At 60.5% G+C, this 18424-nt stretch carries 11 protein-coding genes and 2 pseudogenes; 1 reads left to right on the forward strand and 12 read right to left on the reverse strand.

What is annotated here, in order from left to right; genetic code table 11:
• Window positions 1-107: 107 nt before the first annotated feature.
• The 8 genes from C9427_RS32335 to C9427_RS32370 form a co-directional block, all read right to left on the reverse strand.
• On the reverse strand, window positions 108-2843 hold the full coding sequence (locus C9427_RS32335) for an ATP-binding cassette domain-containing protein (RefSeq protein ID WP_107653036.1): 2736 nt from the start codon (window positions 2841-2843) through the stop codon (window positions 108-110).
• The gene (locus C9427_RS32340; RefSeq protein WP_107653037.1) at window positions 2840-5035 is read right to left on the reverse strand and encodes an NHLP family bacteriocin export ABC transporter peptidase/permease/ATPase subunit; all 2196 of its coding nucleotides are present in this window, start codon (window positions 5033-5035) and stop codon (window positions 2840-2842) included. The genes C9427_RS32335 and C9427_RS32340 overlap by 4 nt, the downstream gene beginning before the upstream one ends.
• Window positions 5020-6285 carry an NHLP bacteriocin system secretion protein gene (locus C9427_RS32345; RefSeq protein ID WP_167434571.1) on the reverse strand — a complete coding sequence of 422 codons (1266 nt, stop codon included), beginning with the start codon at window positions 6283-6285 and terminating at the stop codon, window positions 5020-5022. The genes C9427_RS32340 and C9427_RS32345 overlap by 16 nt, the downstream gene beginning before the upstream one ends.
• 68 nt (window positions 6286-6353) lie before the next feature.
• Window positions 6354-8330, reverse strand: coding sequence for a RiPP maturation radical SAM C-methyltransferase (locus tag C9427_RS32350; protein ID WP_107653039.1), 1977 nt, complete (start codon window positions 8328-8330; stop codon window positions 6354-6356).
• Between the two features lies 1 nt (window position 8331).
• The gene (locus C9427_RS32355; RefSeq protein ID WP_107653040.1) at window positions 8332-9210 is read right to left on the reverse strand and encodes a GNAT family N-acetyltransferase; all 879 of its coding nucleotides are present in this window, start codon (window positions 9208-9210) and stop codon (window positions 8332-8334) included.
• Window positions 9194-10726, reverse strand: a complete 1533-nt coding sequence (locus C9427_RS32360; protein ID WP_167434572.1) for a radical SAM family RiPP maturation amino acid epimerase — start codon at window positions 10724-10726, stop codon at window positions 9194-9196. The genes C9427_RS32355 and C9427_RS32360 overlap by 17 nt, the downstream gene beginning before the upstream one ends.
• A 149-nt stretch (window positions 10727-10875) precedes the next feature.
• Window positions 10876-11235: a Nif11-like leader peptide family natural product precursor gene (locus tag C9427_RS32365; protein ID WP_107653042.1), complete on the reverse strand. Its 360-nt coding sequence runs from the start codon at window positions 11233-11235 to the stop codon at window positions 10876-10878.
• Window positions 11236-12143: 908 nt separating this feature from the next.
• Complete coding sequence (locus tag C9427_RS32370) at window positions 12144-12515, reverse strand: hypothetical protein (protein WP_107653043.1); 372 nt, start codon at window positions 12513-12515, stop codon at window positions 12144-12146.
• 143 nt (window positions 12516-12658) lie between these two features.
• Here C9427_RS32370 and C9427_RS32375 point away from each other — a divergent pair, with 143 nt between their 5' ends.
• A complete protein-coding gene (locus tag C9427_RS32375; protein ID WP_245437263.1) occupies window positions 12659-12892 on the forward strand; it encodes a transposase in 234 nt (77 codons plus the stop codon).
• Here the strand turns inward: C9427_RS32375 and C9427_RS35070 are convergent.
• The 4 genes and pseudogenes from C9427_RS35070 to C9427_RS32390 all read right to left on the reverse strand — a co-directional run.
• A pseudogene (locus C9427_RS35070) lies at window positions 12856-13285 on the reverse strand (transposase family protein); the annotation flags it as partial. The gene C9427_RS32375 and the pseudogene C9427_RS35070 overlap by 37 nt on opposite strands.
• 280 nt (window positions 13286-13565) lie before the next feature.
• Window positions 13566-14966, reverse strand: a complete 1401-nt coding sequence (locus tag C9427_RS32380) for a gluzincin family metallopeptidase (RefSeq protein ID WP_107653044.1) — start codon at window positions 14964-14966, stop codon at window positions 13566-13568.
• Between the two features lie 50 nt (window positions 14967-15016).
• Window positions 15017-17188, reverse strand: coding sequence for a S46 family peptidase (locus tag C9427_RS32385; protein WP_245437264.1), 2172 nt, complete (start codon window positions 17186-17188; stop codon window positions 15017-15019).
• 401 nt (window positions 17189-17589) lie between these two features.
• Window positions 17590-18238, reverse strand: a pseudogene (locus C9427_RS32390) (IS6 family transposase).
• Window positions 18239-18424 lie beyond the last annotated feature (186 nt).

Here is an 18424-nt window from a genome sequence, read left to right on the forward strand (position 1 = left end):
CCCCGCAACGTCCAGCGGATCAGGAGCAACCGACGTGCAGGTGCTCGTCAGACGATGTGCACACCATCCGCGTCTGAAATTGCCACGAGCAGCGGCACACTTCCTTTTTAGAGAAGCTGGCGTTGTGCGAGCTGCTTGAAGAGCCGCCCCTGTTGCAACAGCTCGAGATAACTGCCGCTTTCAGTTATGCGGCCGTCATCGATAACGTAGATCAGGTCGGCTGACTCCAGAGTTGAGATCCGCTGAGCGATGACGACCCGGGTGCACTGGAGGCTGCGCAGATTGTCCATGACGCGACGCTGCGTGACATTGTCGAGCGCGCTGGTGGCCTCGTCCATGATCACGACGCGCGGTTTGCGTGTGACAGCGCGCGCAATCAGCAGCCGCTGGCGCTGGCCTCCGGAGAACGTCACGCCGCCCTCGGCGATGGCGGTGTGTAGGCCCATGGGGAGATCCTTGACCACATCATCGAGGGCGGCAACGCGCAGCGCCTCCATTGCCTCATCTTCGGAAAGCGGGAGGCCGGCTGCGAGGTTGTCGTAGATTGAGCCCGCTAGCAGGCGGCCGTTTTGCAACACGACGCCGTATTGGCGCCGCATATTCTGGAGATCAACAAAGCGGAGGTCGGTACCGTCGAGATAAATATTGCCAGACTCGGGGACGTCGAAGCCCAGCAAGAGCCGGATGATGGACGACTTGCCAGCACCGGATGAGCCGACCAAGGCGACAAAGCGCTCGGCCGGGATGCGCATCGACAGGCCCTTGAGAACAAGGGGCGCGTCCGGCGCATAGCGGAAACGCACGTCGCGCAACTCGATCTCGCCGCTCAGCTGCGAGACCCGGCTGCCCTGACCGATACGTTCCTCCTTCGCCTCGAGGATCGGACGGACGCGCTGGAAGTAAGGTTGCAGCATGACGATGAACAGCGACGCGCGGGTCAGCGACATGACTGCGCTGACGAACTGGCCAAGAGCAACGTTGAAGCTCGCAAACTCGGCGACCGACATCAGCGGCGTATAGGGACGCGGGTCGTTCGTCGAGCGGAAGAAGGCGAACAGGTTTCCGCTGTGCGCACCCAGAACAACCAGCACGACCACGGTCATCATCGGTCCGAAGCCAGATCGCAGAATATAGAGACGATTGCTCAGGACGCTCTGCCGCAGGCTGAGGGTCACCGTGCGGCGGTAGGTGCGGAGCCAAATGAGGAATGCCTCGCGCTCGGCGCCGGCCACCCGCAACTTCGCGACAGAGCCCAGCAGCTGCAGGACAGTGCCCTGCTGCTTTCCCGACAGCTCGAGCGATTCGAGATTGTAGCTCAGGATGCTCTTGCCGATCAGAAAGGCAACGCCGGCGAACGGCGCCGAGACGAGCACCACTAGCAAGGTCACGCGCCATTCGAAGTAGAGCATCAGGCCGACACTGAAGATCATCGACACAGAGCCCGAGAAGAACGTCTTGAACGATCGGCTGATCAGCTTGCGGGTGACGTTGATGCCATTGGCGCGACTGGCGAGGTCGCCGGCCGTGAAGCCGCGGAAGAATGGCGCCTGCAGGTTGAGGAGCCTGATCCACACAGCGGCCTGGATGCGGTTGTCCGCGCGCGCCTCCAATCTCAGGCTGCTCAGCGACTCCACGAGATTTGTGCTGGTCATGCCGAGCGCCAAAAATAGCAGCAGACCGCCGATCACGCCGACTTGGTCGAGTTCGGCATCTGGAATGATCGGGTCCAGCAGCCAACCGAGGACCGTCGGGGAGGCGAGTGAGAAAAGGCCGGTCAGAACCATCGTAGCGATGATGGCGAGCACGTCGGCACGGCAGTTATGCAGGCCGAAGCGCAGGATGCGCCAACCGGTTGGCATGCCCTCAGGAAGCGGGATGTAGAAGGCGTAGGCGGTGCGGTTGATCGTAGCGCCGGTCTTGGCATCCACTGGCTGCGGGGCGCCACGGCAGTAACACAGATAACGATTGCCGGAGCGAATCAGAGCGCAGGGGGCGGATTCCGGTCCGACCGTCCCTAGAAGCGGGCCGAGGTCGTTTTCCCACCAACGGTCCTGCAAGATCAGTGCCCGATACTGTAGGTGGGTGTCCCGGGCGATCTCATCGATGGCCAGGGCCAGCGGGGGTGTCGTGATCTGATTGCGACATGGCGACAGCGCTGGATGGCCGAGCGCGCGTGCCACGCGGGCAACGATCATGGCGATCGTCTCGGTTTCCTCACTGCCTTCGACCGTCGTTTTGATGCTTATCAGATCAACGAGGTTGCCCAATTCCGTGGCGAAATCGCCTTCCGCCGTGAGGCGTGCTGCTTCATGCGCCGCGGAATTCTGGGCAAGTTCCCCAGCACGGCTGGCGATAGCGGCCCTTACGGCCGTTTCGGTAAGTGCCAAGCCTGCGTCTTGGCGGGACGGCCCGGTCTGCCATCGGGCCAGCAACGTAAGCCAGCCGCGCCGGGCCTGTTCGAGCGCCGGTCGGGCCTCTGCGTTCGACGCAAGCTCCCACAGCGCCTTGCGCGTCGTCTCGACGATCTCAGTGTCGGCTGATGGCACGCCGATGAAGCGGAACTCATCGCCGGCTGGCAGGGGATCGATCAGCCCACCCGCATCGACTGACAGAAACGGGTACCGGCCGTGCCTGTCCACAAGAAATACTTCGACGGATCCCGAAAGCACGAGCCATATCCGGTCCACTGTCGTGACATCGAGCGTGTTGTTTCCGCCCACGATCCGGCGCTGTTCGGCAATGCCCAGCGCCGACGCGAGCGTCGATCCGGGTGCCTTCCAACTCTGCGCTATGATCGCATTGAGCCGGGCGCTATTGTTCAGGAGGACGTCGACGATGTTCATCCAGCCCCCACAAGGCCGGCATAGATGCCGTTGGCCGCCTTGAGCTCTTCATGCGTGCCTCTTTCGACAATGGTACCATTCTCGAGCACGAAGATCTGATCACAGTCACGAATGGTACTGAGCCGCTGAGCAACGATAAGGCATGTCATGCCCCTCAGCCGCATGTTCTGGTCAATCTGCGCTTCGGTGACGGCATCGAGCGCGGCAGTCGCCTCGTCCAGCACCAGAATCCTCGGGTTGCGGGCGAGGGCGCGGGCAATCTCGAGGCGCTGGCGCTGGCCTCCGCTCAGATTGGTGCCCCCCTCGGTCAGTATGCCCTCATATCCGCCGGGACGTCCCAGAATCGTTTCGTGAATACAAGCGTCCCGCGCCCCGCGCACGATCGATGCCGGGCTGGTAGCACGATTGAACAAGGCGAGGTTGTCTTGAATTGTGCTCTCGAACAGGCGGATGTCCTGATCCACCCAAGCGACGTTCGAGGTGAAGACGTCGCGGGGCACCTCGGCAACCGGGCAGTCATCGTAGAGCACGCTTCCCGAGCGCGGCGTGTAGAGACCGAGCATAAGATGAACCAGGGTCGACTTGCCGCTGCCGCTGCCACCCACGAAGGCGACTCGCTGCCCCGGCTCGACCTTCAGGTTGATGTCGTGCAGTACGGGCAAGTCGAAGGCGCCGTAGGCAAAACTTAGGTCACCAACCTCGACTCGCCCGGAGAGTTGTTGGGGCGGTTCCGCTGCCGGTGCTGTCGTCTTCGCCGGATGCCCCTCGATCAGCGGATCGCTCTTCGCCGCAAGGATGTCCTCGAGCCGCGTCCAGTGGCCCTTTGCCTCCTGAAGCTGAAGGCTGAGGTCGACGATCTGCTGCAAGGGGTTCATGAAGCTGCCGAGCAGCATCTGGAACGCCAGTAGTCCGCCTATGGTCATCTCGCCCCAGATAATCAGGACCGCGCCGAAGCAGAGAACCGTTGCCGTCATGATTTGCCCGATCAGGGTCGGCGCCGCCCCTAGCCACAGGGAGATGCGTTCGCGCGACTGGAACTGGTTCACCGCGCGCGCCTGGTAGCCCGACCAAATACGGAAGAAATCCGACTCGGAGCCCATGGCCTTAATGGTCTCGATCGACTGAAGGCCGGACATCGCGGCGGCGGCTATTTTTGCGTTTATATTGAGGATGACCATGTTGCTGTCCTTCAATCTGCGGCGCACAAGTCCGACAGCAGCGAGGTTGCAGGCCACCAACAAAATCGCGACGATGGTGAGTGGCAGGCTGTAGACCGCCATCACGCCTGCATAGATAATCACCATCGCGAACTGGGCGGCCGCGGTCGGCAGGGGACCGGAAACCAGAATGGCAAGCTGATTGGCCGAATGCGCGCGGCTGACGATGTCGCCGTGCTGGCTCTGCGTAAGGAACAGCAGTGGGAGGCGCAGCACGTGCCAGAGGAAGCGCGCACCGATCATCACCGCCAATTTCAGCTGTAGACGCATCAGCACGCGTTGTTGCAGCCAAGTGACGCCGGCCGCCAATGCGACTCCGAAGAGCAGGGCCACGATGATGGGAAACAGCCAGGTGTCGAATCGGCGTACCAAGACCTCGTCGACGAACACCTTGATGAGCGCAGGAAGTAGAATCGACGGCAGCGCAAGCATGACGGTCGTGGCCGCCATCACGACGAGCGCGGCTCTTGACCCAGATGTCCAGCCGAACAGGCTCCGCAGCATACCCTGCCTGTAGCCGCCTGGTTTGAAATCGGGTCCGCGCCTAAACTCTAGTGCGACGCCCGAATAGTTTTCGTAGAATTCTTCGTGACCGACAATGCGTCGGCCGAGGGCCGGGTCGTTGATTCGCACACCGCGACCTGACCGGCCTTCGACTACGACGAAGTGGTCGGCCGACCAGTGGGCGATGAATGGCAGTGCAAGCGAGCTGAGCGCTTCAATCGGCAACTGCTGCCCGCGCGCCTCTAGGCCATAGTCCCGCGCCGCCTTGACTATATTGCTGGCGCGCGCACCGTCACGCGAGACGCCGCAGGCTTGGCGCAGTTCGTCCAACGGGACAAAACGGTGGAAATGCCCCAGGACCATGGACAGCGCCGCAGCGCCGCAGTCCGCCTCCATCTGCAACACTGTTGGCGTGGCGACAGCCCGCCGCAGCCGCAGGGTGAACTCACGGCTGGTCACAATTGCGTCCATGTCCGCACGATCGGCAGCACAAGGGAGAGAGGATTGACGCGGTCCACTACGATTTTGACGGCGGCGGTCGTGCCGGGCGTCACCTCTGTCAGCGGACGGGCGGCAGACGTCCAGTGTAAGCCGTCCCTTGTATCCGGATCTGCCTCAAGCTCGATCTCGATGCGCACCGGAGCGCCAGCGCCCATCATCGTGTTGACGAGCGCCTCGTTACCGAGCACGGCCAGTAAGTCACCCCGGGACACCGGCAGCAGGCTCACTTGGCTGACCTGGCCCCTGATCGACCCGTAGATTTGTTCATCGATGGACGAAGGACTGATAAGTGCATGCATGCCGGGAACCACGCGCTTGCCTTGGTCGATCGGCAAGTAGGCGTGAACGATCATGCGTCGTCTCTCCAAAGTACCGGATTCGACCGTGATCAGGTTCATTCCAGCGGCAACCGTCGCATTGGGCTGGGTTGTAATCTCACTGACCGTGCCGTCGACCGGGCTGCGGATCGCGGAGCCGACCTTGAATTGCACCTGTAGATCACGGTAGCTGGCTTCCGCGTCGATGACCTTTATGCGCAGTTCGGTTAGGCTGCGATGAACCAAGTCTTCGAATTCGATCTCCTCAGTTTGTAACTTCCGAATCTGGTCGGTCATTTGACGGATGGAGCGCTGCACGTCGATGAGGCGGTCGAACTCAAGCTGTTCCTGGATGCGGGTGGCAAAACCGCGCTTCACTTCCGTCACAAAGCCCTCGTACAGGCCTTGAATCATCTCGCGGTTCTTCTCTGCATCTGCAAGGCTGGCCTTAAGCGATGAAATCTCTTGGTTGAGAGTCTGCCTGCGCCGCTCCACATCTGCATGCGAAGTCTTGTCGTAATTTTCAGACTCCGCGCGTTGCGCTTGGACAGCGATCCGCGCCTGCTCAAGGCGCTCCGCGACCTCGTCGAGCTTAACCGTGACCAAAAGATCGCCGAGGGTGACCATGTCCCCGGGTTTGACGTGAATTTGCGCGACTGTGCCCCCTGTCCGGGCTACCACGTCGGCAACGACGCTGCGATCGAGCAGAATGACGCCTTGACCCTTGGCATGGAAGGCGAGCCGGCCAAGAAACCCCCAAGCCACCGCGCCAGCTACGAAAAGCGCGAGTGCAACAAGCAGAATCCACGTCGACCGCGATGTGAGTTGGATCGCTTGGTTCAAATGCTCAGGATCACGAAGGGCACGTGGGCTCTCTGCGCTCGTCGTCACAGGTTTCAGCATTTTCTCTCCCCAGGCAGCTGAGAACACCAACGGCTGTCGCCCTGCGAATATGCAAATGGCAGTTGTCCTCATTCACGTGGCGGCCTTACGGGCATGACACGTCGGTCGAAATAGCCTCCCGGAAACGCGGTCGGCGCGGGCATTGGTGTATAGGGATTCCAGAGCGGGAGCCCAACCAGCCGCGCGTCCAGCCGCACGATCAGCTTGCGAGCGATCATGTCGGCTATCGCCTCGTCGATCTCGGTCTGCATCACATTCGCCGTGCTCAGCCGTTCGCGCAGACGGGCGTCTGGCATGCCTTCGTCCGCAGCTAGAAGAATTTCGCGTGCGAGGCTTTTGACCCGGTGTTCAGGCTCCACTGCTATGGCGCGCGTGTCCTCGACCGTGATCTCGTCGCCGCTGTCGCGCATCGACAGCATGGGCAGCTTCGGCTCGTACCAGGCTTTCAGCCAGGCATCGATACCCTGGGTAACGGCATGCAGCCCCGGGCGGCGGTTCGCGTCGCGCGCAGCGAAATGGCCGCCGACATCGCTGTCTTCACAGTCTTCGAAGTAGTAGACCTGATCCGCGAGATCGGGCTCCGAGAGCGGATAGACGGAGCGATAGGAGGCGGCCGGGCGCAGCTTCAGCCCATGTTTGTCGGCTGCGCGATGATAGGGGCTGTAGCGCTGGTAGCGCAACCGCACCGCATGTCCTGGCTGGAGATGATGCAGCAGCGGCAGCCAGGAGGCCATTTCGCCATACCAAGCGTCGCTCTCTCCGGGAAAGCCCCACAGTATGCTCCAACTGACCCGCACGCCATACTGGCGGCACCATTTCAAGAGCTGAACATTGTGCGCTGACGTCGTTCCCTTGCCCATCAGCTTCAAAGCACGGGTATCCAGGCTCTCGATACCTGGCTGGATCCAGCGGACGCCGGCGGCAGCCAACTTCTCGACTTCATGGCGCTTCAGATTGGCTTTGACTTCGAAGAAGATCGCAAGCTTGTCGGGTAGGGCGGTGAGGCGAGGCAGGGTCTTTTCGACGTAGTCAAGGGCCAGAATGTTGTCGACCGCTTCGATGCGCGACGAGCCGTAGCGCGCCGACATCTCTATCATCTCCTCTGCGGCCTGCCCGGCCGGTTTCTGGCGATAGGTCATCGATCCGCCGTTCAGTCCGCAGAACGTGCAGGGGCTGCGCGCGCCCCACCAGCAGCCGCGAGAGAACTCCATCGGCAGCCCGGGATAGACGCGGTCGGCGTAGAGCGATCGCCCAAGTTCGGCAAAATAGTCCGAGAAATCGGGCAGCGGCAGATTATCCATGTTTTCGACCACTGCGCGGGGCACCGAGTCGCCCATCGACGTGGCGGGATAGCCGGCCTCGCGATGCCCTGGACCGAAAACGCCGAATGGCAGGTCGGCCGATGGAATGTCTCTACCGTGATTGAGGATGTCGCAACACAGGGCGCCGATCAGTGCGTCAGCTTCACCCGACACGACGTAGTCAACCCACGGGAAACGCGCGTGAGTAGTACGCCCCATGACCGATTCGCAGTTTGCGCCACCCATGAGAGTCACTAGGCCCGGTGAGCGCTCGCTCAGTCGGCGCAGCAACGCGAGCGAGGGAACATGCTGGGTGAAAGTCGAGGTGCACCCGACCATGGCCGGCCGTTGCTCCAGTATCTTGTCGGCTGTCCAGTCGATGAAGCCGCCGATAAGCGAGCGCAACTCACGGAAATGGGCACGACGCTCGGCCAAACCTTTGTTAGGGTGTATCGGATTGCGCTCGAAATAGCGGTCGAGGAAGACATCGTGGTCTGCTTCGAAGTCAGGAAAAGCGATGCCGGCGAACAGCCAGTCAACAAGCGCATCCTCAGGGGGGGAACCCTCAAGCATATTGTAGTCGGCGAGGCCCGCGTATTCCAGGAACCAGATGTTGGCATACACTATCTTGGATCGCAGTCCGGCCCGGGTCAGCACCGACTTTAGCAGACCAAGCGCCAGTGACGGCCGTTCAATTGCCGACATCGGCATGTTGACTAAGACGATCTGCACATCGGCGCTCATCTCATGCCACTCTTTTCATGGTGATGCAGGCATAGGCGAGGTCGCTTAGCCACGGTCTCATGCGCCGGAGTGCAAAGCGAGCCATGCGTGGCTCCGTGACCGGAACCGTGAACATGATGTTGACCAGTTCGGGAAAAGCGCGCTGGCGGCGCGTTACTTCGAGCCACAGCGGCCGCACCAAGGCCATTGCCTGGAGACTGGGATGGATGAACGAGCAGGTCCAGCGCAAAGTGCTGGTGTCGAGCCGGTGGGTGATCGCCCAGCCACGCACCGTTCCGCCGTCGGCATCAACGAGCGCCAAGCTCGTGTGCGGGTCACTATCCTCCTCGTAGATGAACGGATTAACGTCGTCATTCACGCCGGCTTCGTCGAAATCCCGGATCATCGTTCGCTGGTCGGCGCCGATCGACCGCCAGCCAACGATGCGGTAGCGGGCCGGCAGGCGCGCCTCGACAAGCCACGGTGTCTCGAACGCCAGCGGCACGGTTGTGTGGCAGACCAGTTTGTTGACTACGGGTCGGGTCCAGCCGTTCTTCACGAAAAAGCATGCGGCGTCCTGATTGTGCTCGCCGACGCGCAGGAAATGAATGCCTAGCCTGAAGCCGAGACGGCGGAACTCCCCTTCGATCGCGTCCAGCATGGAACTGCCAAAGCCCATTCCGCGGAGCATAGGCAGGACGTAGACTGAAAGGAGTTCGAACTGCCCGGAAGGGCCTGGCACGGCCAGGGCAAGGCCTGCGGTCACGTCGGTTGTGCGCGCCGCGACGCCGCGGACCGTGGATGCGAAACGGCTCGTCACCACGCGCCACACTGCCGGATAGGTAAGATGCCGTACCTCCTTTAGGCTGACGTAGTCCAGTATCTCAAGGCGAGTCGGCATGGTCGACGCCCGTGCGGGAGGCCGCGTCTTTGGCCGCTTCGATGCGGCTCGTTATCCCCTCGCTGGTCTGCCAGGCAAAGCGGTCGTCGAGGTCCTCTTCGATCACCCCCGCCGTGTACAACTGGTCTAGCAGATCGGCGACTGCAAGGGCGCTCGCTCCGCCAGCTATGACGCGCACAGCCAACTCCGACGCTGTGCAGTCGCCGCACGCGATCAGATCGCCAACGGAGATCGGAGCGACGTCGTCGAGTATCCGGTGTTCAATGTTGCGTGAGCGGAGGTGGAAGTGCGGGCTCCCGGCCTCGTAGTGCAGGTCTCCGCGGAAGCGGATCGGCAGGTTGGGAGGTGGGCTCTCGAGCATATGCTCGTCGATGATGCTCTGGAGCCCGTCACGGAACTCGTCGGGCGTCCTGAAAAAACGCTCATCCAGGATGCGGTAGCCGAGAGGCCAGCGTTTGCTCCCTGGTACCGGCGTCACCAATTGTACTCGTCCCCGCGGCATGTTTACGAGGAAGCCGGAAACGCAGGCGATCGTCGTGTGATCGCGATCCAGCAAAGCGATTGCATCGTCGTTGTTGGCTGCCCTGAGTTTCTCCTTCCGCGCGAGTGCGCGCCCAGCGAAAGCTTTTGCGGTCAGCGCCTCCTTGCCCTGCAGGATAAGTTCGACCCCCATCAGGTCCTCGGGCGAAAACGCCGCGTGAATCTGATTGAGATGGTTCGTGCTTAGCACGGAGAAACGATTCGTCACGCCCCCGTAGCGTTTGAACAGTTCGAGCACGCGCCTGGTGAGTGCCTGATCCTTGAGCGGGGAGGCCGTCGTCGTTTGTGGCAATGCGCCTGTGATTTGATAGTAGTCGAACAGAAAGCGGTCGTAGTCCGGGTTATCGATCGGATCTGTGGCCCAATAGCAGAAGCCAGTGCGTGCTGCCGAACCAAACATCTCGGTCGCAACACCGACCACGCCGCGCCAAAGCTCCGCATGCTCCTCGCTATATTCATAATAACCCTTGAAGCGGTCCGCCGAGAGGCCACAGAACCAGCAACCGACGGTGCAGCCTTCGCTCAGCTCGAAAGCGATGACGGGGTGCGTAATCGACGGCGCCGATCCTCCCAATTCGCCGTTGCAGCGCCGGATTTGGCGCGTGCGCCAGGCATGAAAGCGAGGGTTGATCATCGACATTTCGCCTTGGTCGCGCAGGAGGTCGCGATGGCGCAACATCTCGCGCATATACTCGTCCCACATCACAGCCAGCGGCCACGATGCACACTCCGGCTTGAGGCGGTATTTCAGGTAGCTGCTGCGCCACAGCGGGAGCATCTCCATCGGGTCAACTTCGATGCCGTAACGCTCGCTTACCGTTCGGGGGGCGTCGACATTCTCTAAAAGCGCGCTGCGGAACGCCTTGTCACCGACCAGGCGCTCCATGAAGCGCTTGATATGCGCCAATGTCCGAAGCTGACCGGGGGTGCGTCGGTCAAAGATCTGTCGGTAATGTTCGGCAGCAGCGTGTGTCATGAGGTTACGGGCGGGCCTTTGAAGTCGCATTTTCGCAGGCCAGCTGCCAAAGGATCCGATGATCGCTCCAACGAGTGGCCTGATTTTGAGTTTTCTTCACAACGTCTCATCGAGCACCGGTGGATACGCTCAGACCTTAAGGTGAGCGGTCAGATCAGGACCGCAGCGACGACTACAACGGCTTCGGCTGCCTCTGCGACAGTCGTACCTGCTTCCACTACCTCCACAGCGGTGGTAGCGACCACAGCGGTCTGCACAACTTTGGTCGAGGTCGCAACGTTCGAATTATGCTTGCCGCCGACGACCGCATCGAGTTGCTTATCGGTCAACTCGTGTGGGCTTCGCGATTGAATGTAACTCTTAGCCTCATCGAGTGTGAAATTGTAGCCGTGGTTCTTTGCGATCGCCACAATCCATGCGAGACCCGTAGCATTCCGTTTTACCTTTTCGAGCAGACTGTCGTCTTTCGCCAGATCGTCGACGAAGCGCTCTACCTCAGACTGCGACATAGTTAATCCCCTGTCTCGGCACGCTACGCCTGCAGCTCTTCAGCCGAAATCGTCAGTTGCGCCGAGCAATTCAGTACAATTGCTATCGCATCTCGTTGGTTGTGGAGAAACCATCACAACGGCCTCCCAAAATTGACCACGCAAGTGACGTGCCATCCTGAGGGCGTGCCGCACTGATACTCAATTCGGGCCGGCGTACCTTTGCGTCGCGTTTCTTTTTTCTTTTCTTGCAATGAGGGCTGCGCACCGGTCTCGCTTATGGTGCGTCTGTTCGATAGGCGACAATTTGGGTCTATAACGACAGTACTGTATGCTCGGGATCGAGACACCATATGGTCGGCACCGCTGGGTACGTCGGTTTACGTCAGCGAAATACCCGCCTGAGAGGGCATTGGAAAATTAAACCTGCCGCGAGCCTGTTGCCGCACATTTATGGGTTGACGCAGAGCCTATCGCCGTTGAGATCGAGCGCAGCCTTCTGACAGCTCAGGGCGAGTTGAAGCTGCACAAGAATTGAGAATCGGCATCTATGGCCTTGTCACAGCTATCGACCAGCGCCTCAGAAGCCTGAACGTGAATGCCCACGCACCTAATTCCCGCGCGCGCCGCCTGACCCCAAAATCCTGGAAGCCAAGAATCCGCCGGACTGCGTCTATTTCAATCCCGACGCCGAGGCGCGGAGGTGTAAACTACCAGCAGGGGAAGGCCGTCGCGATCAACGCTGTATACGTCAGTGTGGGAGAAAGCCCGGTCCCCGACCTAAATCCATAAGGAATGGTCGGTGCTTCATCTTCGCCAGGTGAAACAAACGCCGTCCGTGGCGCAGTGTTCTTGAGGGCGGATTGCAAAGTAGTACGCATCCGCGCCGCAGCTCACTGCAGCGCAGACGCAGCGTGGCCATGGCTCGCCTATGCTTTTGCCAGGATGGCTTCTTCCTTCTGTTGCATCGAAATTGTCGTGCTGTAATACGGCCAAATGTAAGGTCCACCCGCACCTTGATTCAGATCTTGATTGATTGCCTCATACTCGGCGATAGCTGGCTGTGTGGATTGATTGGTTACAAGCAGTTGGAGGGCTGTGATGGGCTTCTTGCTTGATTCGCCGTTTTTCCAGATCATGTAAATGTATTTCCCGCCTGCTCCTTGTTTGAGGTCTTGGCCAGTCCATTGCCAACCAGAGGGCGGATTCGATTGCGCTCCGTCGTACGCAACGAAGTTGATCGATGTCACAGGATTGCTGTCACCCAGGATATAGCCAATGTAGATGTACTTCCCGCCCACGCGGTGGTCAGAAATCCCAAGGCGGCTGGTATTTTGGGCCGGCGCTGTCGTCGACCTGGTTTGTCAACTGGACACCTCGAAGAACCTCCCCAACTCGATCGTTTTCTGATTAACTGCGCTGGTGATTTGCATGGAGGCTATCGATGCGGGGACAGGCGGGGTTCTGGGATATTGAGGAGCGCTATGTCCGGCTGAGCGAGGCGGGCGATCCGCTGGAAAAGCTGAACGCGGTGGTGCCGTGGGAGGTCTTCCGCAAACCACTGGCCAAGGCGCTGAAGCGCTCCGACGGCGCGAAGGGCGGCCGCCCTCCCTACGACCCGGTGATGATGTTCAGGATCATGGCGAAGCGTCGGAACTGTTTGGCCTTAGAGAAGTAACATTCGATCAGGTGGCGTAGGCGTGCTTGTTGATAGGGTATTTTTGAGCAGGAGACGGGTTGTGTGGCGATGACCGCCACGGCGTCTTTTTCCGCGATCACTTAGCGTGCAGGCGATCTGCGTCATTGGCAGTATCGACCATAACGACTTTGGCGGGCAAGCCGTCGCTCAGGGCATGGGCCTGCAGGCAATCACCCTGTGGCCGGCGGTCAAGGTGAAGCGCACCGGGCAGCCAGACCTCTGAAGGCCATATGTACATCGGTGGGGCCGCCGCGGGAATGGCCAAGGGCGTGATCCTCAGCCCCATTTTAGCGCCCGAAGCATATTGATGGCGAGGATGATCGTGGAATCTATCATCTACTCGAAGTCCGGGTCGTCCGACATCGACGCAAAGGAGGGATCTATCGAACCAAGCGTCAGATTTTAGGCGCTAGAACGCGCTAAACTTGGCGCGCCTTACGATCGGCAGCCCATTCTCTGTCTTGCCGACAATCAGATGGGTGGCCCCAGGAGGCAAAGAGCCGTCGGAATTGGCCTCTAGGGCTTCGCCCCGTTCGATCAAACCCCGCACGAACGCCGCTTTGTCGGCGTCGTCCGGGACTTACACCGGCCTCCCTTTTGGATGGCACCTTCGCTCTCCTTAATCAACTTCCATATCATATTGTCCATCTTATCATTGGCATCCGCAGTCGCAATCGAATAGCAGCCTAGCCAAGCGCGCGCCCCCGGGGGTCTTCACCAGCCGATGTGACTTTAGCCTATGTCCGTGGTCCAGCCGAGCCTCGGGCAAGACCACCTCGCCATAGTCCACACGACCTCGGCTAAATAGATCGTCGACGAACACCTGAGCCGCGGTCTCTGCACCCAGAGGCTGTATCGACGACAAGTCGCCGGCGGCGCTTAATGCGACGAAACGGCAACTCTGTGATGGCGTCTTGACGAAGAGCACCCCGCTAATGCCGTAGTGGTCTGCGGGCAACGCTATCTCGGCCAGCTCTTCCTGCGCGGCAGCAGGCGCACCGACAATCGGCGGGACAGAGGCAATGCTTGCTGCGGAGTGCAGAGAAAGGATCAAACGACGCACGTAGATTGCTTTGATGATCGGCGGGTATCTGGCATCCACCGAGCCAGCTGCGATCACCATATTCGCGGCAACTTGGGCGTACCAGTTGGACACCACCGGCGAAGCTTTGATCGCGCTAATGAGAACGCCAGCCAGATCGCTTGCAACTGATAGCAATTCAGCCTCCGTCGGCATCGCCGGATTTTGCGACTTGGCAGAAAGGGCCGCACCCAGCGATTCGAAGAACGCGCCTGTAAAAACTCGCGAGAACGAGTGCGGCTCGGAGGAAAGGTGTGCTGCCGGAGCGGAGTTGGGGAGGGTCGTCGGGTCTAGGTACGCGAAGGAATTCACTGCATTCCGCAGGCAGTCCGCGTCTACAGCGTCCGGACGCTGCGCGCGGATGGCCGCGCCGAGTTGCTCAGCGAGGCGAGAAAGCCGCGAGTTCCTGTACAGGCGGCCGCCTGTATCCTGCAGTATGCCGGTGCGGAGCGACGGTAGCTGGATAGCCGACAAGATGGCGCTGATGTCTGCGAAAGATTCATGGAATGCCGCGACTTCCTGGCTGCCTACGTCCCACAACTCCGGCTTGAAGGAGTCCAACACCGCGTGTCCCATCTCGTGGCAAACCACATCCGGACTCTCTCCCGAATAGACGGTGCCTGTTGGAGAGGGGTCGTAGAAGAAGTTAAGTGCCGTACGATCATAATAGGCGTTGAGACCGACTTCTTCGCATAGGATGACCTTTAGGGTCGCGCCGACCTGCCACTTCGTCAGCGGAACGCGCGCAGACCAGAAATCTGCGCCTCGTCGCAACGCTTCCGCTGCAGTCCAATACCTGAAATCGGCCGCTCCGGGAGGGTATACGCTTGGCTCCGGAGCAGGCTTGGGAAACCGAAAGGCAAGAGGCTTCTTGGAAAGGTCTGGAATGGGTCGGCTAACAAGCACCCCCGATCCGGGGTCGTCCTCCCATACGGAAACCGAATTGCTCCCTCCCGCATCGGCTGTCTTCACCGAACCTGTAGCCCGCGCCACTGTGTTACCAACGTTTTCTATTTATCCGCTCAGGAGCGCGGCGCCCGCCGCACTCCCATTTCCTTGAGCAACCGGCCCGCGCCGTCGATCTTGTCCATGGTCCAGATCATGAAGCGACTGTCGACATGGATGCTGCGATTGCGGTCCGCGTCGGGGGCCCAGTCCGAGATCACGCCCTCAAGCGTGCCGTCGAACGCGAGACCCACGAACTCGCCACGCCCGTTCAGCGTCGCCGAGCCGCTGTTGCCGTTGGTGATGTCGACCGTGGACATGAAGTCGACCGGCAACGTGCCCAGCGCTGGCGCGACATAGGGGCCATAATCCTTGGCCCGAATCGCGGCAACCACCCCATCCGGCGCATCGAACTCGCCCCTGCCAGTGTGCTTGGCCAGAAGTCCCTCGGCCGTGGTGAAGGGCATCCAAATCTGCCCGTCGCGCGTTCGCCCTGTTATCTTGCCCCAGGTGAGGCGCAGTGATCCATTCGCGTCAGGATACACGGGCTGGTCGATTGCCTGCCGATAGGCTCGCAGGCCCTGCATATAGGTCGCGCGGGGCGCCTGCGTGCGGCCGGCGCGGTCTTTCTTCGCCCGCTCCGCAGCTATGTCGCCGGGATAGAGCGCGACCGCCAGCTTAATGAAAGGATCATCCGACGCCTCGAAGGCAGTAGCCGGCTTGCCGAGCCAGCCGAGCCGCGTGGCCGTGTCGGCGAGTTTGGTCTCTGCATAAACTCGGTCAAGGCCAATTTGGTCCAAAGCGGTCTCGAACGCAGTATCGCGATCCTTTGCGTCCAGCCGACGATACTCATCGAGCGCGGCCTCGAACAGCTTGCGATCGATGTCGGGCAGATAACGGAGTTCGATCTGCGTCAGCTGATCGACGGTCTCGTTACGGTCACGATCTTGAAAGCCGCTTTCACGGTCTTCATCGGGCTTCTCGTGCTCCTTCGCCCAGCGATAGAGAGTGCGCGCGGACGAGAGGATTTGCGCGCGGTTCAGCAGCGCCTGCCGCAGCCCCTTGAGCGAGGCACGGCTATTCTCGGCCACCATGGCGTCCAGTTCGCGGATTGCTGCGCCATAGCGCGCCTGCCGCGCCGGATCGTCTGCGACCCAGTCGCAAAAAGCTTTCTCCTCGATGGCCTTGCGCGCGTCGAGCCCGATTGCGTCGGCGCCGGCAAGATCGCCCGCCAGCTTCTTCTTGTAGTTTTCAACGCCTCGCAGGATGGCGGCGTAGCGGATCTGCGCTTCGCGATTACCTGCCGTGGCTTGGTTGATCTGGGCCGCATAATCCGACAACAAACGCTGCAGCAGCGGTTCATAGTCCGCGAAGTTGAACCGGACTTCATCCGCGGTGAGGAACCGATTGGTTGCTCCGGGAAAGCCGGCGACCATCACGAAATCGCCTTCTTGCACACCTTTAGAGGCGATGCGCAGCCAGCTCTTCGGCCCGTAGGGGACATTGTCGCGCGCGTAAGGCCGGGAGGAGCCGTCAGGAGCGACATAGGCGCGATAAAAGCCGAAGTCGCCTGTGTGGCGCGGCCACATCCAATTGTCCGTTTCACCGCCGAAGTTACCGATGCCGAGCGCGGGCGCATACACGAGGCGCACGTCCTGTATTTCGAGCTTCTGTTGGAGATAGTAGGAGGCGCCGCCATAATAGGACCCTACGTCGCAGCGGCGATTGGGCTGTCCTTCACATGCGGCGATCAGCGCCTTGCGGTTCGTGTCGAGCTGCTGATAGCGGGCAAAGCCGTTCAGCTTGTCCGAGACGCCCTTTAGCATGTCGGCGGTTACATCCCGGATATCCTCGATCACATAGATGCGGCTGCCGGGCTCTGCGGGCAATTCGTCACCCAGGCTCTTCGCCAGAAAGCCGTTTGTCAGATAGTCCTGTCCCTCCTTGCTGTTGTACTGGATGGATCCGAACACGCAGTGATGGTTGGTTGCGACCAGCCCTTGTGGACTGACGAATGAGGCGGAACATCCGCCCAGTGATACGATCGCGTTGAGTGGACCAGTGTCCAGACGGCGCAACTGGGCGGGATCGAGTTGGAGCCCATCCTCGCGCATGGCCGCGCCCACTTCCGCAATCTGCCCCGGCATCCACATACCTTCGTGCGCCGATGTAGCGCTGACCTTCCAGAGCAAGGCGATGGCAGTTGCTTGGGCCAAACATTTCAAATGCGCATTCATTTTCGAGTTCATGCTGATCTCACTTTCATCCTGCTTCCTGTTCTACGCAGACAGGCTCGATGGCTATCGGGATGGCCGGCGTGCGCCAGCGCCCGCGCGGCCGCCACCCCTTGAAGACTGATGGACCGTTAACGCAAAGAATCCGGATGACGCTCACCTCTCATCTCATTGTATCGGTTGCGTGCAACGTTTGCGGATCATCTGCAGCACTAATCATGCCAAAGGAATAAAGCCTTCAATTACAATGTGTTGAGCAGACCCCGCCTATGTCCGATCTTCGACATCGTCGTAAACCCGACACTGTCGTCCGCGGTAGCCATGAAGGTCCGCTCCCAACGGTTGTCGCGTAGCCAATAGTTGCGATGGCGATGTCACGTTGTCTGCAATGCGTTAAGGGCCTATGGCCGTCGATGTCAGCTGATCACAGTCACGGCTTTCCAGTCGGCGAAGGCCATCAGGCGGAGATGCGGGCGGCGAGAGCGGGTCGTTTTGAGTGGGGTGGGACGAAGAGATTGCGCAGAGCCGAGAAGATCGAGACGAAGCGTTGCAGTGCTCTTGGAGATCGGAAGCCCTGCATCGTCCGCTCCCGTTTTCGCAATGGCACGTGCGCATTCTCGGCGCGATTGTTGAGGCCTTCGTGGGATCGATGTTCGACGGCCGGTATCACTTGACGCTTGGCCGCTCCATAGGAGTGCAGCTTGTCAGTGACCACGCGTTTCGGCGCAACAACCTGCTTCTTCAACGGCCACCTCGGCAAGCGCTTGGCCGCCTTGGTGTTGCGGCGGGTCTGGACGATCTCGTCGAGGCCGTAGCCGTCCTGGCCGACGGCGCGCCACAACCAGTGTCTCTTGCCAGCGATGGTGATGACAACCTCATCCATATGGCGCAAGCGGCGAGCGCAATCCGGCCCGACCTTAATGCCCACCGCGGATTGTCTCATACGAAACCACGATCCCGCGCTGCAGCAGCATTTCCGCGACCAGACGCAGGCTCAAGGGAAACCTGTAAGTAAAGCCAGACTGCATGGGTGATATGCCGTTCATCATGCGGGCTGGCCTGCATACGCGATAGCCAGGTCGCGGGAACCGTCTGCGGGCAGGGTGGCGTATCCGTCAGTTCCGACTCTCGCGTCTGGTTGGATATCGCGACACCGACATCGATGCCGCTGTTCGCGCTTTCCGGATTCCGAGCCGAACATTCCAGCGGCGTCCCATCATTGCCATCAGGCGATGGAATGCTCAGCAGCCG

The organism is Mesorhizobium helmanticense, from assembly GCF_003034915.1.
Lineage (GTDB): Bacteria > Pseudomonadota > Alphaproteobacteria > Rhizobiales > Rhizobiaceae > Mesorhizobium > Mesorhizobium helmanticense.